The following is a 21898-nucleotide window of genomic DNA, read 5'->3' on the forward strand; positions in this document are numbered from 1 at the left end:
AACCAAGAAGAACGTCATTTCTGTTATAATGATGACAATCTCATTTTTCTAACACCATTTTTTTGTTGTTCAATAGGGCTTGCCGAAATGACGGGTTTCCGGTGCGAACTATCATGGCATTTTTGAAAAACAGCAAGTGGATTTTTTGGCGCATTATCAGATGGCACAGGATTGTGACATATAGAGAACCCGCGCTGCCGCTTGGAGGACAACCTGCAATATGCTCATCCCTATTTGTTTTTTCTCAATTCGGACAGGATTATTTACCAGAGGGACTACTTAGTTCTTACATTCGGGAGGCATAATATGGAAACCATTATTTTGGCCGGGGGAAAATCAAGTCGAATGGGACAAAATAAAGCGCTTATGCAAGTAGGTGGGCGCCGCGTGATAGACCGGCTCATTGCCGAATTCGAGCCTGTGTCAAAAAAAATCATAGTGATCGCCAATAATGTGAAAACTTATAAAAACCTGAATGTGCGTGTCCTGGAAGATGAAGCTGCATTTAGGGGGCAGGGACCGCTTGCGGGGATCTATACAGGGCTGCATACCGCTGGAAACGGACCGTGCCTGATTGTAGCCTGCGACATGCCGTTTGCTTCTGCAAAACGGGGGTGCCAATTGATTGATCTTTTAAAGAAAAATGATCGGGATGCTGTTATACTAAGAGATTCTGAACGGATCCACCCGCTTTTTGGCGCTTATAATGCTCGAATTGCCGAAGTGGCAAAAGCGGCATTGGAGGAAGGGAAACGGTCGGTAAAAGCATTGCTTGACCGGATTGATGCCGAATATATGATAGTTGATGATGGTACTCTGGATATCTGGAATATGAATACAATGGAAGACTACATAAAAGCTGGCGAATTGGCCAAAGGGAGTGAGAAAAATGACATGTGAGATTACGAGAGAGCCCATCAATATAAACGACGTTTTTCAAAAAGTCGTTCGAAGAGAAGCAGGAGCCGTGACAACGTTTATCGGTACTGTACGCGAGCTGACACATGGAAGGAAAACCCTTTATTTGGAATATGAGGCTTATCAGTCTATGGCTCTTAAAAAGATGGAACAAATTGTCAAGGAAATGAAGGAAAAATGGCCTGTTGTCGAGGTGGCCATGGTCCATCGAATCGGCCGGCTTGAAATAACCGATATCGCCATTGCCATCGCTGTTTCCTCTCCCCATCGCCCGGAAGCATATGAGGCAAACAGATATGCAATTGAAAGAGTAAAGGAAATGGTTCCGATTTGGAAGAAAGAGCATTGGGAAGATGGGGAGGAATGGATCGGCAACCAACAAGGAACGAAAGAATATGCGACAGGGAAACCGAAGGAAGGTGATTTGGTTGAATAAAGTACTGTTGTTTGCCCAACTTAAGGAAAATGCCGGTAAAAGTTTCATAGAAATCAATGCGGCCGGCAAAACAGTCGGGGAATTGCGTGCTTACCTTGAAAAAAAAGCGTCATTGGGTAGTTTGGACGGTATTATGATTGCCGTCAATGAAGAATTTGCCAAAGATGAAAAGGTCATCGGGGAACATGACGAAATCGCGTTAATTCCTCCTGTCAGCGGAGGGTGATGATAATGACCACCCCAGCAGGCCGTTATTCTCGTCAGGAGTTATTTAAGCCGATTGGACCCACCGGGCAAAAAGAAATTCGGAACAAAAGCGCGATTATTGTCGGCGTCGGAGCGCTCGGAACAAACACGTCCGAACTTTTGACAAGGGCCGGAGTCGGAAAGCTGATTTTGATTGACAGGGATTATGTAGAAATGAGTAATTTGCAGCGCCAGCATTTGTTTACAGAGGAAGACGCCAGGAAAAAGTGGCCAAAAGCGGAGGCGGCAAAAGAGAAGTTGGCGCTTATTAATAAAGAAGTGGATATAACCGCGATTGTTGCCCAGGCAGATGCTCCTTTGTTAGAAAATGTGATAGATGGCGCGGATTTATTAATAGATGGAACGGATAATTTTGAAACAAGATTTATCATGAATGATTTGGCACAAAAATACCGGATTCCTTATTTATTCGGCTCCTGCCTTGGCAGCTTTGGCATGGCCTTTTCCATCATGCCGGATGTGACACCATGCCTTCAATGCTTGATAAAAAAAATCCCATTACAGGGACAGACATGTGACACCGTTGGCATTATCGCGCCAGCGGTTCAAATGGTAACAGCCCACCAGGGGGCGGAAGCGTTAAAAATTTTATCTGGCAATGTAGCGGCGGTTAATCAGGCGTACGTTTCCTTCGATTTGTGGGAAAACAACTACTTATCACTAAAGACGGATGCTTTAAAAGAAAGTGGCTGTCGTTCATGCGGAGAAGAGCCGGCATACCCGTTTTTGGACCCGGCCCATGAAATGAAGGTGGCTGTTTTATGTGGCCGTGATACGGTGCAAATCAGGCCGGCAGACCAGAGAGATTTTCCTTTGGAGAAAATGGTCAGGCAATGGCGTTCAGCGGGATATGAGGTAGGCGGCAACCCTTTTCTTGTTTCCGTTCGCAAGGGAGGAGCGAGAGCTGTCTTTTTTCGCGATGGCCGTGCGCTTATTCATGGCACAAGCAACCCAGATACAGCCCGCAAAATTTACCATTCTTTAGTAGGGTAGTAATAGGGCCGGTTTTTCGCCTCTGCGAGTGCGTGGATTGAAATACCATGGTTTAAGTCAAACCGCTCAGCCACTCTACATGGCGCGTGGATTGAAATCGTTTCAATGTCAATGTCTAGCGTCTGGCCTCGTACGTCACACTCTACCTGAGTGCGTGAATTGAAATTTGGCCAAAGCGCTTGTATTCGGCGCGCACTCTACATGAGTACGTGAATTGAAATAGCGATAGCCAAAGGTATTCCTATATCGAAGTCGTCTCACTCTATATGAGCGCGTGAATGGAGCATAAGCATTTTTTGATAATAAGTCGCACTTTAAAAGAGGTGACGGCTTCATCATTCTTATGGAGAGAAGACACCCTTTTCATCTCAAGAACTGCAAAAGCAGGTGAAGTGGTTCACCTGCTTTTAGCCAATCGATCTATTATTTTTTTGCTACCAATACGATTTCTCCGCCGTCCAATACTTTTTCATATTTCTCGGCTTCTATTTCGGTTAGCCCAACTGCTTCCAATTCGGAACGAAGCTCATCTCCTCTTTCGCGGAATACGTTTGTTACCGTGTTTACTAAGCCTTGTTCAGATATTCCGACTTTTCCCGTTTCCAAAGCATCCGCCAAATCCTTTTCCCGTTCCTCGCCGTGGGCAAATACATATATATTTTCCCGATCGTAGCCTTCGGCTGTTAACTGGTTAATGATTCCTTTTGCCTGTAACCCATTTTCACATACTTTTACTGTATTCATAAAAGACACCTCCGAAGTCTTTTTGGGGAACGAATGGATCCACCAGTATGTATATATCCGGGGACGTTTCACATCAAACATCATCATACGCATTTCAATTTCCTTCTCTTTGAAAATATGCAAGAATAAATGGGGATAAAGGAGGAGTTAGCGTGTCAAAAAAAATTTTGAAAAACGATTGGTGGCCGCTTTTAAAAGAAGAGTTTCAGAAACCTTATTATTTGAATTTGCGGTCGTTTTTGATTGAAGAATATAGAGAAAAAGTGATTTATCCATCCATGCATGATATTTTTAATGCTCTGCATTTTACCGCTTACAACGATGTGAAAATAGTTTTGCTGGGTCAGGACCCTTACCATGGACCGGGACAGGCGCATGGCCTTAGTTTTTCCGTAAAGCCGGATGTCCGCATTCCTCCATCTTTGCAAAATATTTTCAAAGAATTAGAGAATGATCTGGGCTGTTATATTCCGAATAACGGCTATTTGGTGAAGTGGGCCAAACAAGGAATCTTGTTATTAAATACGGTCTTGACAGTAAGGGCCGGACAGGCCCATTCTCATCGCGACAAAGGCTGGGAAATATTTACGGATAAAGTTATTTCGTTAGTGAATGAACGTCAAAAGCCGGTCATTTTTATCCTTTGGGGGAGACCCGCGCGAGAAAAGCTTCGTTTGATTGATACAAAAAAACACAAAATCATTCAGTCTCCCCATCCGAGCCCTTTGTCAGCAAGCCGCGGGTTTTTCGGAAGCCGGCCCTTTTCCAAAGCGAACGCATTTTTACAAGAATGGGGCGAAGAACCGATTGATTGGCAAATTCCCAATTTGTAACGCTTTTGATTTTTTGGCGAAATGTCCTTATGCTTGTAAGGGAGAAAAACCAATAGTGAGCATGTAAAGGGGATGTGTCCGTGTACGTTACATATAAAGCATTTATTGATAAAATGGAACAAGAGTTGTCAAAGGCGAAACAAGCAGAAAGCGCAAAAGAAATCCGCAGCCGCATGTCCGCTGTCAAGGCTCTTGCTGAATTGGTCCTCGAAGCTGGCGGCCAGGAAGTAAGCCAAGAGCAGAAATGTCAACAAGTTTCGCCGCAACCAATGAATGACCTTGGTGCCAAAGTTTTGGAAGATGAAGAAGCAAATGGAGAATCCATTTTTGATTTTTAAGGATAGGAGCGTAGGCGGATGAAGACATTCATTATTTTAGGAGCAATCAATGCATTTCTTTCTGTTGCACTCGGGGCTTTCGGTGCACACGGACTAGAAAATAAGCTTGAACCCAAATATTTGGAAATATGGAAAACGGGTGTTCAATACCAAATGTTCCATGCTATGGGTCTCATTGCGATCGGTATCATTTCCGGGAAGATTGGGGCAAGCTCTTTGCTTTCATGGTCGGGCTGGCTGATGCTGATTGGCATCATTTTGTTTTCCGGCAGCCTATACGTCCTCAGTACTTCGGGGATTAAGGTGCTTGGGGCGATTACACCGTTTGGCGGGGTCGCATTTCTTGTTTCCTGGGTTTTGCTCATCGTGTTTTCAATAAAATATGTATGACAAAAAAATCTCGGATCTGTACAGGTCCGAGATTTTTGTGCGTTTTAACGTGCCGTACCTGCCCCGAAAGGATATTCGTACTCAATTGGTTCGTCAAACGTGACATAATCAACGTACACCATCGGGATTAAATATCTTTTTCCTGTTTCCGGGTCACTAATAATGAGGTGATCACGACCGGCCGCCTCAATCAGTCCCCGAAAAATCATCGCGTTCCATTCCTTATTATTTTCAAATGTAGCGTGCACTTCAACAAGTTTCCCTTTGTTTATGCGAAGTATATTTTCAATGTATGACTGTTCTATTGGAAGCATACCGGGAACATCGATGCCACCTTTAGTCCCTGTTACAGGTGTTGGAACTTGGAGCGGCTGCGGCGCTTGAGGCGGCATCATTCCATAATAAGGCTGTTGGCGGTACAGCATTTGACCATGCGGGTAATATCCGGCCACTTGCGGTTGGTTTGGTTTAGCCAAAAGGACTCCCTCCTCCAAAAAAAGTGAATCATTCCTGAATGAAATGCTCTTTCATATGTATGCAAAGTGGAGGGGGAGCATGCCAATAAAAAACCCCCATCCAAGCAAATGGGGGGGATAGGTTCATTTTACATGTAAAAACTGATCTATTTGACTGTCTTCAAGCAGATGTCCAACAAAAAATGAACCGAATTCGCCATAGCGCGCACTTACTTCATCGAAGCGCATTTCGTATACAAGCTTTTTAAATTGCAACACATCGTTGGAAAAGAGGGTAACGCCCCACTCGTAATCGTCAAACCCGACAGAACCGGTAATAATTTGCTTTACCTTCCCGGCGTATTGGCGACCGATCATTCCGTGGCTGTACATGAGGTCTTTCCGTTCTTCCATTGAAAGCATGTACCAGTTGTCATTGCCCTCTCGACGCTTGTCCATCGGATAAAACGAAACGTATTTCGTTTTGGGCAAGATCGGATATAAACGGGAACGGACATACGGGTTTTCGTATGGGTCTTCATCAGAGTCGCCCGCCAGATAACTGCTTAATTCAACGACGGAAAAATAGGAATAAGCCGGCCTTGTGTATTCCGCGATTGTCAGTTTATTAAATTCGTTTTCAAGATTATTCAGTTCTTCCATAGTCGGACGTAAAATCATTAGCATGAAATCCGCTTTTTGACCTATAATCGTATACAAGGCATGGCTGCCTTCTTTGCGTTCCTGTACATGGTCAAGTTTGTCGAGGAATAATTTAAACTCGTGGATGGCGGCTTGCCGTTCATTATTTGATAATAATTTCCAAGCCGCCCAATCGATCGTCCGAAAATCATGAAGTGTATACCAACCGTCCAGTGTTTGTGCCGGTTCACTCACATTGATCACTCCTATACTTTATAATCCATTATTACTATAGCACAGTTTATCCATTTCCTGAATGCACATCCCTTTCACTCAAAAGGGAAGTTGGACAGGAATGGCTTTGTTGAAAGAGTGTAAAATAAATATGTGATCTTCGGATGATTCTCTTGGAGGGATAAATATGGAATCTTTATTTAATGAATTACGATTGAAAGCGGCCGGATGGGATAAAAAAATTGTTTTTCCGGAATCAACGGATCCGCGAATTTTGGCTGCGGCTGGTCGATTGGCAAGGGATAAGCTGCTTACACCTGTGTTAATCGGCGATAGGGAAGAGATTGCAAGCTGTGCCCAAAAATTAGATGTTTCCCTGCGGGAAATGGAAATATACGAACCACAAAACGCTGCCGACATGGATGAAATGATCGGCGCACTGGTGGAACGCAGAAAAGGAAAGTTGACGGAATCAGAGGCAGCGGATGTTTTGCTCAATGTGAACTATTTTGGAACGATGCTCGTTTATTTAAATAAAGCCCATGGCTTAGTGAGCGGCGCAACACATTCTACCGCCGACACGGTTCGGCCCGCACTTCAAATCATTAAAACAAGAGAAGGGGTCGGCAAGGTTTCCGGAGCATTTCTCATGATGAGGGATGAAGAAAAATATATCTTTGCCGATTGTGCGATCAATATTGACCCAACCAGCCGGGAGCTGGCGGAAATAGCAGTAGAAAGTGCCAAAACGGCCCAAATGTTTGATGTAGATCCCCGTGTCGCCGTCCTCAGCTTCTCAACGAAAGGATCGGCTCACTCCGAAGAAACCGAAAAAGCGGCAGAGGCGGTTCGTCTGGCTAAAAGCATGGACCCCGATCTTGTCATCGACGGTGAATTTCAATTCGATGCCGCTTTCGTACCGGCTGTAGCGGCTAAAAAAGCACCAGATTCGGTTATTCAAGGGGATGCGAACGTTTTTATTTTTCCGAGCCTGGAGGCGGGGAATATTGGCTACAAAATGGCGGAACGGCTTGGAGGCTTTGCGGCAGTTGGTCCAATCCTCCAAGGACTAAATGCCCCCGTGAACGACCTTTCCCGAGGATGCAGCGAAGAGGACGTATTTAGACTTGCGCTCATAACAGCCGCCCAATCAGCAGGGCAAACGTAATGGCATCAAGAGAGACAAGAGGAGAGAACTGATGGGAGAACATAAGTCTTTATTATACCAAGATCAATGGCGTTTCATTGATCAATCGGGGCTCGCCCCCCATTTTAACGCATTGGATTCGTTTGCGATTGATGATACCCTTTGCCAGTCGGTAGGTAGCGGAAATTCTCCGCCAGTTGTCAGAACATGGGTACATGATGATACAGTCGTGTTGGGGATTCAAGATACGAAGCTTCCACATCTTGAAGAGGGGCTGCGGTTTTTGCAAGAAAAAAATATAAAATGGATCGTGCGTAATTCAGGCGGATTGGCTGTGTTACTTGATGAGGGGGTACTGAATATATCTCTCATTATTCCGGATACAGAACGCGGCATTGACATTAATCGCGGATATGATGCCATGTGGGAGCTTGTTAAAATGATGTTCCACGAGTATTCATGCCGGATTGAGACAGGGGAAATCGTCGGCTCTTATTGTCCGGGAAGCTACGATTTAAGTATACGGGGGAAAAAATTTGCCGGTATTTCCCAGCGGAGAATCCGAAATGGTGTCGCTGTTCAAGTGTATTTGTGTGTTTCGGGCAGCGGCTCGAAACGGGCGCAGTTATTACAGGAGTTTTATACGCATGCAAAATTCAATGAATCAATGAAATATACGTTTCCGGCGGTTGAGCCAAGTGTCATGGCTTCTTTGTCCGAGTTGTTGAATCAGAGGCTTACAATAACAGACGCTATGCAACTGTTATTAACCACGTTAAAGAGGACGAGCGGTCAAATTTTTATGAGCAGCCTTCAAGGGAAAGAGCTGGAGTGGTATCCTCATTATTTTGAGCGGATGCAAGACAGAAACAAGAAATTTATGGGGGCATAAAGAGAAGGAGTTTACGATTGCCTAAAATGCGCTTTTAGGCAAGGTAAGTAAAGTTTAAAAGGAGACGACAATTTCCAATCCTGCGGGACAATCGAGAGTACGAATAGAGATGGATAGTGGCCATCTACCGCTTCAATAACGACCATGTGCTGTTTCTTCAAACTCTATGTCGCTCATTAAAATAAAAAGCTTCTCTTTTTCCTGCAAGCTAAAGAGACTGGTACATAAGCAAATACGAAATAGCAAAAACCGAACAATTCATTTAAAATTGTTCGGTTTATTTGTGTTAAAAAAAACCCTATCACCGCTACGTCAACATATTTCGCTTTCCGCGGTATCACTTCAGTTCAACTTGTACGTAAATGGAGCAAGGTATTTGCTTATGCGAGTATTACTCTGCTAGTTTCTCCAGATTGCCGTTTCGGTCCATTTTAAAGGTAGTGGCCGAGCGATCATCCTCGTCAAACAGGACAAGCTTCCTTGCGCGGTTCAAAATTTTCATCAATGTCTCATAATCTTCCTGCATTGTTACAGATGTGTTCTCCAGTTCTTCCACTTTTTGTGCCAGCTCTTTATTTTCGGCCTTTAGATCGTTCAATTCTCTTTTTAATCTCTCATTCTCACTTCTTACAATTTCAACATGAAATTCCGAATGATGGAGTTGCTGTAAATAGGCGATCACGTTGCCGAGATTTAATTCATTGCCCAGTGGGGTTGTCTGATCGTTTGATATCGTTTGGTCCTTAGTAACTTTTGATGCAGGTGTACCGATTATCTCCGTTCCTGCGCTTTGATCCGTCACCGGAGCTTGGATATCTTCCAAAGAAGGAACCGGCGGCTGATACAAAAGCTTTTTCTTTCCTCCCTGCTCTTTTCCTAACAGTCTTTGTCGTTGTTTTCGTTGTTTTTTGGCCAAATCAAGTGCTTTTTCATATTGTTGGCGGACAACAGCATTCCACCGGAATCCGCAGGCCGCGGATGTTCGATTTAATTTGTCCCCAACTTCTTCAAAAGCATTTAATTGTGTACTGCCTTCACGGACATGTCGAAGAACGGTCTCAGCCAAAAGCAAATCATTTTCTTCTGTCCAGGCATCTTGACGTGTTTTCATTATAACCAACTCCCTTTGAACTTTTTTGGTTAGTTAAAGCATGTACAAGAAAAATGGTTTTTATACCAAAATCGCAAAATAATAATAGTTTTTGATGAGACGTTCCAATTTAATCTTGCTTTCTTGTATAGAAGAAAAAATACGTTGCTTGGGAAAAAGCGCCTTTTTGGCGTCCGTAGGAAAGGACGTCTGGAAGGGCAAGGGGAAGCGACATGAAAATCGCCATTTAAGCTGGTCGAGGGAAAGGAAGTCTAAAAAAGGCAAGCGGTAGGGAAGTCGCCAGCTTGATTCTGCTGCGGGTAAAGAAGTCCGAGTGCAGGTGAAAAGAGAAGGAAGCCGCGCTTGAGTCAGCCGCTGGAAAGGACGTTTCGAGTGCAGGTGAAAAGAGAAGGAAGTCGTACTTAAGCCTGCCGCGGGAAAGGAAGTCCGAGTGCAGGTGAAAAGAGAAGGAAGTCGTACTTAAGCCTGCCGCGGGAAAGGAAGTCCGAGTGCAGGTGAAAAGAGAAAGAAGTCGTACTTAAGCCTGCCGCTGGAAAGGACGTTTCGAGTACCAGTAAAAAACAAGGAGGTTCCCGCTTAAGCCTGCCAAGTACAAGGCAAGCCGCCACCACAAGAAAGGATTCGTCAGCATCTCATCGCAGGAAGAACAAGCGCTGGTTTCGAGGACGTCGCCTAGTGCCTGCTATTCAGGGAAGTGCAAAGCGCTCGGGACAATTAGCATGATTACGCACAAAGAATGAACGCAGGCTTCGAGAAGGATGTGACGAAGAAATGATAGCCCCGGTTCCCATGGCTGACTTATCTTTATGCCCTGAGTATCACTGATCCCATCATGAAATAGTGTTAACCCGCTGAAGAAACTGCACGAGTTTCACACCCACTTTCCTGTTTTAGACTTGCCTTGGTGCGGGGATTGATAAGTGTGGCTTAGTCCAGAGGTGAATGTGGAAGGAGCTTGCGCTTGGCTATTCTTTTATAAAAAGGTGAATTTTTCGGTAGCCGGGTGTTCTTTCTTTACTTGTCGAAAACCGCTATAATAAAAACATGATAGATAGGAAGAGGAGAGCCGATAGTGGATTCCAGCATTAAATTAAGCGAGGAAAAAGTGTTTAAAGATCCCGTTCACGGATACATACATGTCAGGGATAAGCTCATCTGGGATCTGATTGGAACTAGGGAATTTCAGCGGCTGCGCCGTATTAAGCAGCTTGGCACGACTTATCTCACCTTTCACGGGGCTGAGCATAGCCGGTTCAGCCATTCGCTTGGGGTGTATGAAATTGTCAGAAAAATTATTGATGAAGTTTTTGAAGGACGGCCGGAATGGAATGCGGATGAACGTTTGCTGTCACTTTGTGCCGCCTTGCTCCATGATTTAGGACATGGACCTTTTTCTCATTCATTTGAAAAAGTGTTTCGCCTTGATCATGAGAATTTTACAAAACAAATTATCCTCGGAGATACAGAAGTTAACGAGGTACTTACATTTATTAGTGACGACTTCCCGCAAAAAGTAGCTGAAGTTATTCAAAAAACGTATCATGATAAGCTCGTGATCAGTTTGATTTCCAGCCAAATCGATGCAGACCGGATGGATTATTTGCAAAGGGATGCTTATTTTACCGGCGTAAGCTACGGCCACTTTGATATGCAGAGAATCATGCGTGTCATGCGCCCTCGCGAGGATCATGTCGTGTTTAAATGGAGCGGCATGCATGCGGTTGAAGATTATATTATGAGCCGGTACCAAATGTACTGGCAAGTTTACTTTCATCCGGTGACCCGAAGTGCCGAAGTGATTTTAACAAAAATACTCCAAAGGGTAAAAGCACTGTACAAATTGGGGTATTCCTTTAAGAAAGAGCCCTTACACTTTCAATCTTTATTTGAAGAAAAAGTGACACTCGCCGATTACTTAAAGTTGGATGAACCGGTCATCTTGTATTATTTCCACATGTGGGAAGAAGAGGACGACCCTATATTATGTGATTTATGTCACCGCTTTATGAACAGAAATTTGTTTAAATATGTAGAGTTTGATCCGGCCCAACAATATAAGGTGCTACGTGAACTGGAGGATTTATTTCGGGATGCGGGCATTGATCCGGAATATTATTTGGCGATTGATTCATCATCAGATTTGCCTTATGATTTTTACCGTCCGGGAGAGGAAGAAGAGCGCTTGCCGATTCATTTATTGATGCCTAATGGCGAACTTTCCGAGCTTTCCAGGGAATCGGCGATTGTCCAAGCGATTTCGGGAAAAAGGCGGACCGATCATAAATTGTATTATCCCAAAGATTTGCTCCAACGCATGTCTGGGGAAAATAAAAGTGCTGAGCGCATTCTTTCTATCCTGCATAGATTTTAGAATGCAGACAGATACGAATGAACGTATTGGAAAAACTGTAGCGGGGGTTGAACGATATTTATGCTTCACGATCATCAAAAATTAATGGCGGTTTTTGCTAAGGCCGGTGAAATTGTCGGCAGAAAAAAACTGCAAAAAATGATATTTATCGCAAAAAAAATGAATTTTCCCTTTGAAGAAAAGTTTGAGTTTCATTTTTACGGGCCTTATTCTGAAGAATTGACGCTGAGGGTTGAAGAACTTTGCAATTTTGGCTTTATTGAAGAAAAGAAAGAGGATAAGGGAGGATACAGCCAATATCGTTATATGATCACGTCATCGGGTCGTGAATTTTTGGAATCCGAATCGGTCAATATCCCCCTTCTTGAAGAATGTTTGACCGATATGAACGAACAAAGCGCCCGATTCCTCGAGCTTGTTTCGACTATATTATACTTCGAACATCTTCCTAAAAATAAAGTCGCAGAAAAAATTGCCGAGCTAAAAGGAAAACAAAATTACTCCTTGGAAGAGATTGACGAGGCTTATGATTATATACAATCATTGAAAAAGACAGTTTATCCGAATTAACATTCGGAAAGACTGTCTTTTTTTTAGCGTTGGAGGTTACATAAGCAAATAACAAGTACATCTGGGCAGACACTTTCCATTTAAACGATTAAAGGTCGCTGTATCTTTTGCCTCCAACGGCATAATGGTTTTTCGTCATTTCTTCTATTACAATCGTTACGGAATCAGCCGAAGCTCCCGTTGTTTCCGAAATGGCTTCCGTTACTTTTTCCACCAATGCTTTTTTCTGTTCTTCTGTCCGTCCTTCAAACATTTTGATGGTTACCAATGGCATTGTTTGTTCCTCCCCGAAAATATGATTCTTATGAAAAAGTGTATGCTTTTCACTCGCTCCTTTCAAGCAAAGAAACACAATGAATGAGTAAAGTTCATTTATTTTGTATAATATGAACAATAGACTTTAAAAAGGGGCTGGATACGTGGAAAGATTTTTAAGGTTTCCGCTGGAACAAATTCCGATCGTGGCGGCGGTATTGCTCATAGCTTTTACGGTACATGAATTCGCGCATGCCTATACCGCATATAAATTTGGAGATCCGACGGCAAAACAACAGGGCAGACTTACATTGAATCCTATGCACCATCTTGATCCGATAGGGACATTACTTATCTTTATTGCCGGGTTTGGCTGGGCGCGCCCAGTGCCAGTCAACCGCTATTATTTTAAGAATCCCCGGCTTGCGGGCATTATTGTTTCATTGATGGGACCGGTGAGTAATTTTGCCCTTGCTGTTCTCGGGTCTGCCATATTTTTCATATTGATGGTGACGGGTGTTTCTGCGCAACTGCCCATCTTTGTAATCCAATTTTTCAACCTGTTTATTTGGATGAACGTCTTGCTGTTTGTGTTTAATTTACTGCCCCTTCCGCCGCTTGATGGGTATCGTATTGTGCAAGACCTTGTTTCACCGGGCGCAAGAGCAAAAATGACGCAATATGAGCAATACGGTTCAATCATATTTTTAATTTTAGTCATTACTCCACTGTCACATTATACAATTCACCCCATTTTAAACACGGTCGTCCCTTTTTTTGTGAACAGCATACATAATGTATTTGCGCTGTTTTTGTGATAGGGAAAAGGAGGAGTTATGAAATGGAGAAAAAGAGAAAAGTTGAGTTCAATATCATTAAAGATGATCCTACCATGGGACATAAAGGCTTCGGAATCGGTTCGCTCAGCCTGGAAAATATTACACCGATTATGATTGATGTCGAGGAAGAAGAAGTCTGGATTGAGGAGCAGGCAATGCATGCCCGCAGTAAAACGGAACGCGGTGTTAAGTATTTGAAAGACAAAAGCGAGTTCCCCCAAGAGGGAGCAAAGAAATACTGGGTCGTATGGGTCGCCGTGGACATTAAAGAAGAAGGCCCGTATTATGCGGGAGTTACTGCTTGTGAACTGTGGATCAACCGTCCCGCCCGCCGCGGCTATAAATCAATGCCGGAGCATGTCAATCATTTAGATAAAGCAATGAAGGGGAGGGTGATCGTCCACAACATGGATCAACGATCAAGAAAAGTCCTCGCCGACTTTTTGAAAAATCACGATGAGAAAATGTGGCTGAACTCTAGTGAAGAACTAAGAAAAGAATTTGCTAAATAAATGGTCCAATCTTCTATCTTTTTGAACAATCTATGACAGTTAAAAAAAAATGTTATAAGCCAGCTTGCCGATTCATGGGAAAGCAAGTAAACTTAAAGATAGTTTGCACATGGCAAACTGGGACAAAAAAAAGCGCTGGCTAGCGCTTAAAAAAGCTTGGGGCCGCACACCCCAAGCACTTTTTGTTTCAAAATGATAAAAAATGTTCTTTTATATATCTCATTATCTAAAAAACCTAACCGTGACCGAATCTGCCGGACAGGAAGTCCAAGTGCAGGCAAAGCGACAGGACGCGGCCATTTGAGCCAGAGCCGCGAGACAGGACGTCGCCGCCTGAGCCTGCTGCCGGCCTAGGCGCCCTGGTGCGGGCGTGGCAAGCAAGGACAAGAAGAGCTTTGTAAGGTCTTATCATAGTACTAGGGACAGAGAGAGTGGTGAAGATTCGACTAGTATCTGTCCACTCCCGGCTTCACTTTGTACTCTCCGGCAAAGATTATGGGGATGTTTACCTTTTCGGGATAGCTTCACGGAGCTTGCTCGAAGGTAGGTGTGAGAGGATTCAACAATATTCCCGCTATACGCATTCTTTGTCGCGACGTTTCCTTTATCCTTGTGGGAGCAATGCTCGGTCTTTCATACCTATCTCCTCGTTAACATAAGCCAATCCCAGTAGCTGAAAAAACTTCGCTTACGGATTGTCCATGTTTTCGAAGAACTGCTCAAGTCGGTTCAGTATACATCGATAAAAAACAGGGATACATGTTTATGCCTTCGTATAATGGAGATCCCAAATAATGCCGAATGGGTCTTTTACTTTTGCAAATTTCGCTCCCCAAAAAGTGTCCTGCAGTTTCATGGAAATGGATCCTTTTTCAATCAACCGCTGATAAATCGTTTCGATCTCTTTCTCACTTTGTAATTCGAGTGTTAACGAAACTTGGTTGCCAGAGATTATATGATTTTCCGGCAAAGTATCCGATACCATCAAAATAAGATTGCCTTTTTGAAACTTCGCATGAATGACTCTTTCCTCAGCTTCTGGAGGGGACGGAAAATCTGCTTCGCCAAAGGTCATGATTTCTACTATCTCACCATCGAAAACATCCTTATAATATTCCAGTGCTTCTTTCGCATTTCCACCAAATGTAAAATAAGGAGTTGCCTGATACTTCACTTTTCTTCACTCCAATCAAAGTTTTGATTCTCAGTCTTTTTCATTATAAACTGAAAAAGTCTCATTACTAGCATCTTTTCATCTTGAACAGGAATAGGGAGTGATCACCTTGCTAGCTCATATAAAAAAGTATTATGTACAAATTTCCTTAGTCGTACTGCTTACACTTGGAGCTATTATGTTGGAGCTTCTGCTGCCGACACTCATGGCTAATGTCGTCGATATTGGAATTGTAAAAGGTGATATTCCTTACATCTTAAAAACCGGGGGCCTTATGGTCATTTGTGCATTGGCAGCTGTTTTGCTCATGACGGGGGTTTCATTTTTTGCATCACGGACAGCCCTTGGTTTTGCAAGAGATGTCAGGCGGGACTTGTTTGTCACCGTCGAAAATTTTTCTGTCCAGACGTTTGAAAAAATCGGAACAGCTTCCTTAATTACAAGATCAACGAACGATGTGAAGCAAGTTCAAGATGTATTAAATATGGTTTTGCGCATGATGACACGCGCTCCTCTTATGCTCGTTGGAGGAATTGTTTTGGCGGTTGCGAGGGAGCCGGGCCTTTCGGTTGTTTTTCTCGGTTCACTGCCGATTTTGGCGTTGCTGATTTTTTTCATATCCAGAAAAGCCATTCCGTTATTTGCAGCGTTGCAAAAAAAGACAGATAAACTGAATCTCGTTGTCAGACAAAGCCTGACGGGGGTCAGGGTCATCCGGGCTTTTAACAATGTTGAACATGAGAAGCAGCGGTTTCATGCCGCGAATGAAGATTTTCGAGATACCGGGATTCGAGTCAATAAAATGATGGCCGTTCTTTTTCCGGTCATGATGATTGTTATGAATTTCACGAGCATCGCGATCGTCTGGTTCGGTGCTGTCAGGATTGACCAGGGCCTCATGCAAGTTGGAAATTTAATGGCCTTTTTACAGTACGCCATGATGATTTTAATGTCATTAATTATGCTTTCTTTTGGCTTCATCATGATTCCCCGGGCGCAAGCTTCTTTAAAGAGGATCAATGAAGTACTCCTTATGGAAAATGATATTTTGGACCCGGAAACACCGAGAACCAGGAGAAACCTAAACGGAGTCATCACATGTAAAGACGTCTCGTTTCGGTACGCCGGAGCCGAAAAACCCGTATTAAAAAATGTATCATTTGAGGCCAAGCCCGGTGAAACGACGGCAATTATTGGAAGCACGGGTTCGGGAAAATCAACACTTCTGAAACTCATACCAAGACTTTATGATGTTGAAGAAGGCACTGTCTCGATTGATGGGGAGGATGTCCGGAACATCTCCCAGCAAGAGTTGAGGAAGAGGATCGGTTATGTGCCCCAAAAAGCGATGTTATTCAGCGGCACAGTGGCAGACAATTTGCGCTATGGGAAGGAAGATGCGACCGATCAGGAAATGTGGGAAGCGCTAGATATCGCGCAAGCTTCCGGATTTATAAAAGAAAAAAATGAAGGATTACATTTGTATGTCGAGCAGGGGGGAGCGAATTTTTCAGGTGGACAAAAGCAGCGGCTTTCGATTGCGCGGGCCATTGTTAGAAGACCTGACATTTATTTATTTGATGATAGCTTTTCAGCACTAGATTTTAAAACGGATGCAAAATTGCGGAGTGAACTTTTCAACATTGCGAAAGAGGCTACGATCATCATTGTCGCCCAGCGTGTCAATACGATCATCCATGCAGATCAAATCATTGTGTTAAATGAAGGGGAAATAGCAGGCATTGGAACACATAAGGAGCTGTTTGCAGAAAATCAAGTTTATCAGGAAATTGTATTATCCCAACAAGCCGGGGAGGAAGGGGCATGAGTAAACAAAGCAGGCGCCCGAGCTTCCGTCCAGGGCCGGGTGGCCCGCGACATGGGATGGCCCCGGGTGAAAAACCTAAGGAATTTAAAAAAACATTGAAAAGGTTGCTGTTTTATTTAAAACCAAGAAAGGTTCAACTGACTTTCGTAACTATAGCAGCCATTTTTTCAACATTGTTTAACGTCATTACACCAAAGTTGTTGGGGGATGCGACGACTTCCATTTTTGCGAGTGTTACAGGCGGTACGGGAATTGACTTTCCTTTCTTAAAGCAATTGCTCATGCTGTTGCTTGGTTTATATGTTATTTCTTCCCTCTTTACTTATTTACAGCAATATTTAATGGCTGGGGTCTCCCAGAAAACGACGGCTGATCTCAGAAAAGCCGTAAATGAAAAGCTCACCCGCTTGCCGCTCCGTTACTATGACCGGCATCCGCATGGTGATATTTTAAGCCGTGCTATCAATGATATTGACAATATTAACAACGCCATTCAACAGGCGCTTTCGCAAATGATTACCTCGTTCATCAGCATTGCGGGAATCATGATCATGATGTTGGTGATTAGTCCGACATTGACCCTTGTGATTTTGATTACTTTTCCATTGAGTGTCCTTGTCATCAGGTTGATTGCCTCCTTCTCCCAGAAGCATTTCGTTGGGCAGCAGATGGAACTGGGAAAAATCAACGGGCACATTGAAGAAATGTTCTCAGGCCACCAGGTGGTTAAGGCGTTTGGACATGAAAAAAGAGCGATAAAAGAATTTGATGAAGTGAATGAACGGCTTTACGAGTCCGGCTGGCGCGCTCAGTTTATAAGCGGGATCATGATGCCGATGATGTCATTTGTCGGGAACTTGGGATTTGTCTTTGTAAGTATTTGTGGAGGTCTTCTTGTTTTGAACGGGAGCATTCGCATCGGGGATGTGCAAGCTTTTATTCAATATTCACAGCAACTTTCGCATCCGATGACACAGGCTGCGGGAATCGCCAATATGGTGCAAACGGCAGTCGCTTCGGCAGAACGGATTTTTATATTGTTGGATGAACCGGAGGAAAAACAGGAAGTGCCGGTGAATAAGGATCTTGGTAAAGTTCAAGGTAAAATTACTTTTGAGCATGTTCGCTTTGGTTATGAAGAAGGGGAACCGATTATCAAAGATTTAAACCTGGAAGTGGAACCTGGCCAAAAGATTGCCATCGTTGGACCTACAGGTGCCGGCAAAACAACAATTATCAATTTGTTAATGAGATTTTATGAGGTTGATAGCGGAAGCATCTGGATAGATGATATGGATATTCGCGATCTTACGCGTGAACAAGTCCGATCGCTGTTTGGCATGGTGCTTCAGGATACGTGGCTTTTTAACGGAACAATCCGGGACAATATTGCATATGGGCGTAATGGCGCGGCAGATCGAGACATTATCCAGGCTGCCAAGAGCGCTTATGCCGACGACTTTATCCGGACATTGCCCGATGGGTATGATACGGTTCTGGAGGAGGATGCCTCGAATATTTCACAGGGCCAGCGCCAGCTCATTACGATTGCGCGGGCCATTTTGGCCGACCCGAAAATGTTGATTCTCGATGAGGCGACAAGCAGTGTCGATACGAGGACAGAAATGAATATTCAGCGGGCGATGAATCAATTGATGTCAGGCCGCACAAGCTTCATCATCGCCCACAGGCTGTCAACGATACGTGACGCTGATGTAATCCTCGTGATGAATCGGGGCGACATTATCGAAAAAGGGACACATACAGAACTGATGGAACAAAACGGATTTTATACGGATCTGTATAAAAGCCAATTTGCATAGCCGATTTCTGATGCCAACATGAGAAAGCGGAATGCCTAAGGGATAAATTGGCCGAGCCGCTCCCCATTTTCGGTTGAGCGGGCCCGTCCAGGGAGGAAACCGCAAATCTGATCATGACTCCGGGCAGATCGTGCCCGTTTACCAGAGAGAACGAAAAAACGGTCATCAGTACTTTGAAATAGAGGGAGTCCGATCAGTCGAGCTTTCGGCTTTTGGACACCCTCTTCTTCTATTTAAAAACATGGTGAGATCAACATTTGTACATTTTACCTTTTAAAGGAGCATTCTTTGCTGACTGTTCCACTCTGTCACTCGAATATTTTTTCCCACCACCGCTTTTTCGCTTCTTTTTTCCGTGGAGATGTTTCCAAAGGTTCATCTTCCAAGTGGATGATGCAATGTTCGGCCGGCTCCGTTCCTTTTACAAAGTAAGTGTTGCGAAATACTGGGCAGGAGGTAGTGGCGATCTTTCCGCTTGTCGGGTCAATCGGGACAGCTACAGTATTGGCCGGAGGCAAGAAGGCATGATCTTTTTCATCCTGTCCTTCCAGAGCCTCTTCCATAAAGCGAATCCATATATTTTTGGCGTACAACTTGTCTGCGGTTGACGTCATTTCTTTTCCTTGATCGTATCCGGTCCAAACTACGGACGCCAGTTTTGGGGTAAATCCCGCCATCCAGCTGTCAGCATTTGTTGAACCGGACTTGCCGGCATATTCGCGGGACATTTGATTGACAACCGATGCACCTGTTACAGAGGCATAGCCGCTTAGCTTCGGATCAAACATCCCTGTCATCATATGGCTTAATACAAATGTGAGTTCCGGCTTTAACACCTTCTCTTTAAAAGCGGGTGCTTCGTAGATGACTTTCCCGCGGTAATCTTCCACTCGTGTGATAAACACGGGTTCAACCTGTGTCCCGCCGTTGGCAATCATGCTGTATGCATTGAGCAGTTCAATTACTTTCACCCCCGATGCTCCCAGTGCCAGGGAAGGAACTTTTTTTAATTCGGATTGAATACCCATTTTTTTGGCTGTTTCGATCAGTGCCTCTTGTCCCAGGAACAAGTGAGTTTTGACGGCGTACACGTTGTCTGATACGGCAAGCGCCTGGGCCATCGTTACTTCTTCATTCGCATATTGGTTGTTAAAATTATGCGGAGTATATTCTTGATGCATCCCGTCTAATCTGAACGTTGTCGGTTCGCTGCGCAGCATTGTGGATGGTGTAAATCCGCGTTCCAATGCCGCGTAGTAAAGGATCGGCTTGATCGTTGATCCCGGCTGCCTGACTGCTTGCACCGCCCTGTTAAACGGGCTTTCATTGTAGTCTCTTCCACCGACAAGCGCTTTGACATATCCAGTGTCAGGTTCCATCGCAGCAAATCCAACCTGTATTTCCGATTGATCGGATATGGTTTTCTGAACAATTTCTTCGGCAATTTTCTGATAATGTACATCCAATGTCGTAAACACTTTTAAGCCGCCGAGTTCAACAATCCGATTATCCAAGCCTGCTTTTGATGACAATTCTTTTTTTACAACATCATAAAAATAGGGCGCGAAATCTGTTTTATGGTGCGGATGTTTTCCGATGAAATGAAGCTTTTCCCTTTTCGCAGTCTCTTTTTCTGCAGCAGAGATTTTCCCCGTTTTCTCCATGGCCGTTAAAATCAGATGCTGTCTTTCTTTTGCCTTTTTAGGTGAGACAAGGGGAGAGTAAATCCCCGGTCCTTTCGGAATCCCAGCAAGCATGGCGGATTCCGCCAGAGAAAGCTCATTCGCGCTTTTTCCAAAGTAAAATTGACTGGCGGCTTCAATGCCATAGGCACCATGACCGTACGAAATTGTATTCAAATAGCCTTCAAGAATATCATCCTTGCTGTAATTAAACTCTAGGCGTATCGTATAAAATGCTTCCAGCAGCTTTCTCGTCCATGTTTTCTCCAACGTTAAAAATAAATTGCGGGCGTATTGCTGGGTAATCGTACTTGCTCCTTGGACTTTGCCCATGGATTTGATGTTGGCAAGCATGGCTCCGCCTATTCTTTTTACATCGAAACCTTTATGTTCATAAAATGTCCGATCCTCAATCGCAATGATGGAATCAATGGCATCGGGAGAGACATCCTCGAGCGAGACCCAATACCTTTTCTGCCCGCTGTTGCTTTCCCCGATAACCGCTCCATCCGCCGCATAATATAAAGTCGATTGTGGGATGGAGAGCGGAGGGGGACCCAGCACCTTTATCCATAAGAAAAAAGATAGAAGCAAAATGCCAACAGCAGTTGCCCCCATTAAAAATAAAAAGAAAAAAATGCGTACCGTTCTCCATGTCTTTTCCTTTGTTACTGCCTCCATCCCTTTCACCCCCGAAAATTCTAGTAATCTTCTTTCAACAGTATGAGAGAAAACGGCCAAATTTATTCATCAAGCGCGTAATTTTGGTAAAAAATAAGGCCGATTTTAAAAAGGGGGTGGCATCTTACAATAAAAGAAGGGCTTACAACATTATAAGAACGGACCTTCAATGAACTGATTTTAGCAAGCGGGACGACTGGATTGTTTCGAAACAAAATACGCAAAAAAATGAACCTTTTGCAAATAACATTGTCGTTCCATGGACTTTCTGCCGGGTTTTTCCTATAATATAAAGGTTATATTAAGCATAAAAGGAAGTGATGGCATTGACGGCTGAAGCAGAAATACCAGTCAAAATCCATCTCATAACAAAAATCCGGCTTGATGATGAAGAGGAAACGTACGAATTGGTCGTTTTTGGACATTATTTTAAAAAAAATAATAAAGTCTATTTAACATATGATGAAGTCCAAGAAGAAGGGACAGTTCGTTCAGTTGTAAAAGTGGATGAGGATGAGGCCACGATCTTAAGAAAAGGCGTCATAGACATGCGCCTCAAATTTTGTTTGAATGAACAAAAAAGCGGGTCCCACATGAGCGAATTTGGAAGCCTTTTGTTATCGACCAATACGAGGGGCATCTTCTTTGAAGAAAGCGCCGAGAAATGTGAAGGCACTGTAAAGCTGCATTACGATTTGTTTATGCAGGGTGCCCATGCGGGTGAATATGATATGGAGATCAATTATAAGGAGGAATAGGTGAC

General features: G+C 43.8%; 23 protein-coding genes. 16 read left to right on the plus strand and 7 right to left on the minus strand.

Going from position 1 to position 21898, the window contains the following annotated elements:
• Positions 1–306: 306 nt before the first annotated feature.
• From NST31_RS12735 to NST31_RS12750, 4 genes are read left to right on the plus strand one after another with little or no spacing between them, the layout of a single operon-like run.
• A complete protein-coding gene (locus NST31_RS12735; RefSeq protein WP_077109681.1) occupies positions 307–900 on the plus strand; it encodes a molybdenum cofactor guanylyltransferase in 594 nt (197 codons plus the stop codon).
• The gene (locus NST31_RS12740) at positions 890–1354 is read left to right on the plus strand and encodes a molybdenum cofactor biosynthesis protein MoaE (protein ID WP_077109680.1); all 465 of its coding nucleotides are present in this window, start codon (positions 890–892) and stop codon (positions 1352–1354) included. The genes NST31_RS12735 and NST31_RS12740 overlap by 11 nt, the downstream gene beginning before the upstream one ends.
• Positions 1347–1580 carry a molybdopterin converting factor subunit 1 gene (gene moaD / locus NST31_RS12745; RefSeq protein ID WP_077109679.1) on the plus strand — a complete coding sequence of 78 codons (234 nt, stop codon included), beginning with the start codon at positions 1347–1349 and terminating at the stop codon, positions 1578–1580. Before NST31_RS12740 ends, moaD begins: the two co-directional genes overlap by 8 nt.
• Positions 1581–1585: 5 nt before the next feature.
• Positions 1586–2614 (plus strand): ThiF family adenylyltransferase, encoded by a 1029-nt coding sequence (locus NST31_RS12750; protein WP_077109678.1) that lies wholly within the window; start codon positions 1586–1588, stop codon positions 2612–2614.
• Between the two features lie 423 nt (positions 2615–3037).
• Here the strand turns inward: NST31_RS12750 and NST31_RS12755 are convergent, their stop codons facing one another.
• The gene (locus NST31_RS12755) at positions 3038–3358 is read right to left on the minus strand and encodes a general stress protein (protein WP_077109736.1); all 321 of its coding nucleotides are present in this window, start codon (positions 3356–3358) and stop codon (positions 3038–3040) included.
• Positions 3359–3510: 152 nt separating this feature from the next.
• On the opposite strand from NST31_RS12755, the gene NST31_RS12760 reads away from it, so the two are divergent.
• The 3 genes from NST31_RS12760 (at position 3511) to NST31_RS12770 (ending at position 4919) form a co-directional block, all read left to right on the plus strand.
• Positions 3511–4191 carry a uracil-DNA glycosylase gene (locus tag NST31_RS12760; RefSeq protein WP_339161016.1) on the plus strand — a complete coding sequence of 227 codons (681 nt, stop codon included), beginning with the start codon at positions 3511–3513 and terminating at the stop codon, positions 4189–4191.
• 80 nt (positions 4192–4271) lie between these two features.
• Positions 4272–4529 carry a YwdI family protein gene (locus NST31_RS12765; RefSeq protein ID WP_077109676.1) on the plus strand — a complete coding sequence of 86 codons (258 nt, stop codon included), beginning with the start codon at positions 4272–4274 and terminating at the stop codon, positions 4527–4529.
• An 18-nt stretch (positions 4530–4547) separates the two neighbouring features.
• The gene (locus tag NST31_RS12770) at positions 4548–4919 is read left to right on the plus strand and encodes a DUF423 domain-containing protein (protein WP_077109675.1); all 372 of its coding nucleotides are present in this window, start codon (positions 4548–4550) and stop codon (positions 4917–4919) included.
• A 44-nt stretch (positions 4920–4963) separates the two neighbouring features.
• Here NST31_RS12770 and gerQ read toward each other — a convergent pair whose 3' ends face one another.
• Positions 4964–5395, minus strand: a complete 432-nt coding sequence (gerQ, locus tag NST31_RS12775) for a spore coat protein GerQ (protein ID WP_339161022.1) — start codon at positions 5393–5395, stop codon at positions 4964–4966.
• Between the two features lie 123 nt (positions 5396–5518).
• A complete protein-coding gene (gene hemQ, locus NST31_RS12780; protein WP_339161024.1) occupies positions 5519–6271 on the minus strand; it encodes a hydrogen peroxide-dependent heme synthase in 753 nt (250 codons plus the stop codon).
• A 166-nt stretch (positions 6272–6437) separates the two neighbouring features.
• Here hemQ and pta point away from each other — a divergent pair, with 166 nt between their 5' ends.
• Positions 6438–7418 carry a phosphate acetyltransferase gene (pta, locus tag NST31_RS12785; RefSeq protein WP_339161027.1) on the plus strand — a complete coding sequence of 327 codons (981 nt, stop codon included), beginning with the start codon at positions 6438–6440 and terminating at the stop codon, positions 7416–7418.
• Positions 7419–7449: 31 nt separating this feature from the next.
• Positions 7450–8289 carry a lipoate--protein ligase family protein gene (locus tag NST31_RS12790; protein WP_339161030.1) on the plus strand — a complete coding sequence of 280 codons (840 nt, stop codon included), beginning with the start codon at positions 7450–7452 and terminating at the stop codon, positions 8287–8289.
• 391 nt (positions 8290–8680) lie between these two features.
• On the opposite strand, the gene NST31_RS12795 is transcribed toward NST31_RS12790, so the two are convergent.
• Positions 8681–9400, minus strand: coding sequence for an RsfA family transcriptional regulator (locus tag NST31_RS12795; RefSeq protein WP_339161032.1), 720 nt, complete (start codon positions 9398–9400; stop codon positions 8681–8683).
• Between the two features lie 1069 nt (positions 9401–10469).
• Here NST31_RS12795 and NST31_RS12800 point away from each other — a divergent pair.
• Both NST31_RS12800 and NST31_RS12805 read left to right on the plus strand, forming a co-directional pair.
• The gene (locus tag NST31_RS12800) at positions 10470–11771 is read left to right on the plus strand and encodes an HD domain-containing protein (protein WP_339165551.1); all 1302 of its coding nucleotides are present in this window, start codon (positions 10470–10472) and stop codon (positions 11769–11771) included.
• Positions 11772–11831: 60 nt separating this feature from the next.
• Complete coding sequence (locus NST31_RS12805; RefSeq protein WP_205178882.1) at positions 11832–12341, plus strand: YwgA family protein; 510 nt, start codon at positions 11832–11834, stop codon at positions 12339–12341.
• An 88-nt stretch (positions 12342–12429) separates the two neighbouring features.
• Here NST31_RS12805 and NST31_RS12810 read toward each other — a convergent pair whose 3' ends face one another.
• Entirely contained in the window at positions 12430–12615 is a 186-nt protein-coding gene (locus tag NST31_RS12810) for a 2-hydroxymuconate tautomerase (RefSeq protein WP_077109666.1), read from the minus strand.
• 145 nt (positions 12616–12760) lie between these two features.
• Here NST31_RS12810 and NST31_RS12815 point away from each other — a divergent pair, with 145 nt between their 5' ends.
• Positions 12761–13414, plus strand: a complete 654-nt coding sequence (locus NST31_RS12815; RefSeq protein ID WP_205178884.1) for a site-2 protease family protein — start codon at positions 12761–12763, stop codon at positions 13412–13414.
• 23 nt (positions 13415–13437) lie between these two features.
• Positions 13438–13947, plus strand: coding sequence for a YwhD family protein (locus NST31_RS12820; protein ID WP_077109664.1), 510 nt, complete (start codon positions 13438–13440; stop codon positions 13945–13947).
• Between the two features lie 763 nt (positions 13948–14710).
• Here the strand turns inward: NST31_RS12820 and NST31_RS12825 are convergent.
• A complete protein-coding gene (locus NST31_RS12825) occupies positions 14711–15121 on the minus strand; it encodes a VOC family protein (protein ID WP_077109663.1) in 411 nt (136 codons plus the stop codon).
• 100 nt (positions 15122–15221) lie between these two features.
• Here NST31_RS12825 and NST31_RS12830 point away from each other — a divergent pair, with 100 nt between their 5' ends.
• Both NST31_RS12830 and NST31_RS12835 read left to right on the plus strand, forming a co-directional pair.
• Complete coding sequence (locus NST31_RS12830; RefSeq protein ID WP_077109662.1) at positions 15222–16949, plus strand: ABC transporter ATP-binding protein; 1728 nt, start codon at positions 15222–15224, stop codon at positions 16947–16949.
• A 56-nt stretch (positions 16950–17005) separates the two neighbouring features.
• Positions 17006–18772 carry an ABC transporter ATP-binding protein gene (locus tag NST31_RS12835; RefSeq protein ID WP_077109734.1) on the plus strand — a complete coding sequence of 589 codons (1767 nt, stop codon included), beginning with the start codon at positions 17006–17008 and terminating at the stop codon, positions 18770–18772.
• A gap of 308 nt (positions 18773–19080) precedes the next feature.
• On the opposite strand, the gene NST31_RS12840 is transcribed toward NST31_RS12835, so the two are convergent.
• The gene (locus NST31_RS12840; RefSeq protein WP_077109661.1) at positions 19081–21135 is read right to left on the minus strand and encodes a PBP1A family penicillin-binding protein; all 2055 of its coding nucleotides are present in this window, start codon (positions 21133–21135) and stop codon (positions 19081–19083) included.
• A gap of 326 nt (positions 21136–21461) precedes the next feature.
• On the opposite strand from NST31_RS12840, the gene NST31_RS12845 reads away from it, so the two are divergent.
• Positions 21462–21893, plus strand: a complete 432-nt coding sequence (locus tag NST31_RS12845) for a DUF1934 domain-containing protein (RefSeq protein WP_083717229.1) — start codon at positions 21462–21464, stop codon at positions 21891–21893.
• Positions 21894–21898: the final 5 nt, after the last annotated feature.

Origin of the sequence: Siminovitchia sp. FSL W7-1587 (genome assembly GCF_037963795.1) — a bacterium.
GTDB lineage: Bacteria > Bacillota > Bacilli > Bacillales > Bacillaceae_C > Siminovitchia > Siminovitchia thermophila.

What these genes read in the sequence shown, in the direction of transcription:
- NST31_RS12790 (WP_339161030.1), top strand. Translation starts at nt 7,450, where the DNA reads ATGGGAGAACATAAGTCTTTATTATACCAAGATCAATGGCGTTTCATT.
- NST31_RS12750 (WP_077109678.1), top strand. Translation starts at nt 1,586, where the DNA reads ATGACCACCCCAGCAGGCCGTTATTCTCGTCAGGAGTTATTTAAGCCG.
- NST31_RS12740 (WP_077109680.1), top strand. Translation starts at nt 890, where the DNA reads ATGACATGTGAGATTACGAGAGAGCCCATCAATATAAACGACGTTTTT.
- NST31_RS12840 (WP_077109661.1), bottom strand. Translation starts at nt 21,135, where the DNA reads ATGGAGGCAGTAACAAAGGAAAAGACATGGAGAACGGTACGCATTTTT.
- NST31_RS12770 (WP_077109675.1), top strand. Translation starts at nt 4,548, where the DNA reads ATGAAGACATTCATTATTTTAGGAGCAATCAATGCATTTCTTTCTGTT.
- pta (WP_339161027.1), top strand. Translation starts at nt 6,438, where the DNA reads ATGGAATCTTTATTTAATGAATTACGATTGAAAGCGGCCGGATGGGAT.
- NST31_RS12755 (WP_077109736.1), bottom strand. Translation starts at nt 3,358, where the DNA reads ATGAATACAGTAAAAGTATGTGAAAATGGGTTACAGGCAAAAGGAATC.
- NST31_RS12735 (WP_077109681.1), top strand. Translation starts at nt 307, where the DNA reads ATGGAAACCATTATTTTGGCCGGGGGAAAATCAAGTCGAATGGGACAA.
- NST31_RS12835 (WP_077109734.1), top strand. Translation starts at nt 17,006, where the DNA reads ATGGCCCCGGGTGAAAAACCTAAGGAATTTAAAAAAACATTGAAAAGG.
- NST31_RS12805 (WP_205178882.1), top strand. Translation starts at nt 11,832, where the DNA reads ATGCTTCACGATCATCAAAAATTAATGGCGGTTTTTGCTAAGGCCGGT.
- NST31_RS12795 (WP_339161032.1), bottom strand. Translation starts at nt 9,400, where the DNA reads ATGAAAACACGTCAAGATGCCTGGACAGAAGAAAATGATTTGCTTTTG.
- NST31_RS12820 (WP_077109664.1), top strand. Translation starts at nt 13,438, where the DNA reads ATGGAGAAAAAGAGAAAAGTTGAGTTCAATATCATTAAAGATGATCCT.
- NST31_RS12810 (WP_077109666.1), bottom strand. Translation starts at nt 12,615, where the DNA reads ATGCCATTGGTAACCATCAAAATGTTTGAAGGACGGACAGAAGAACAG.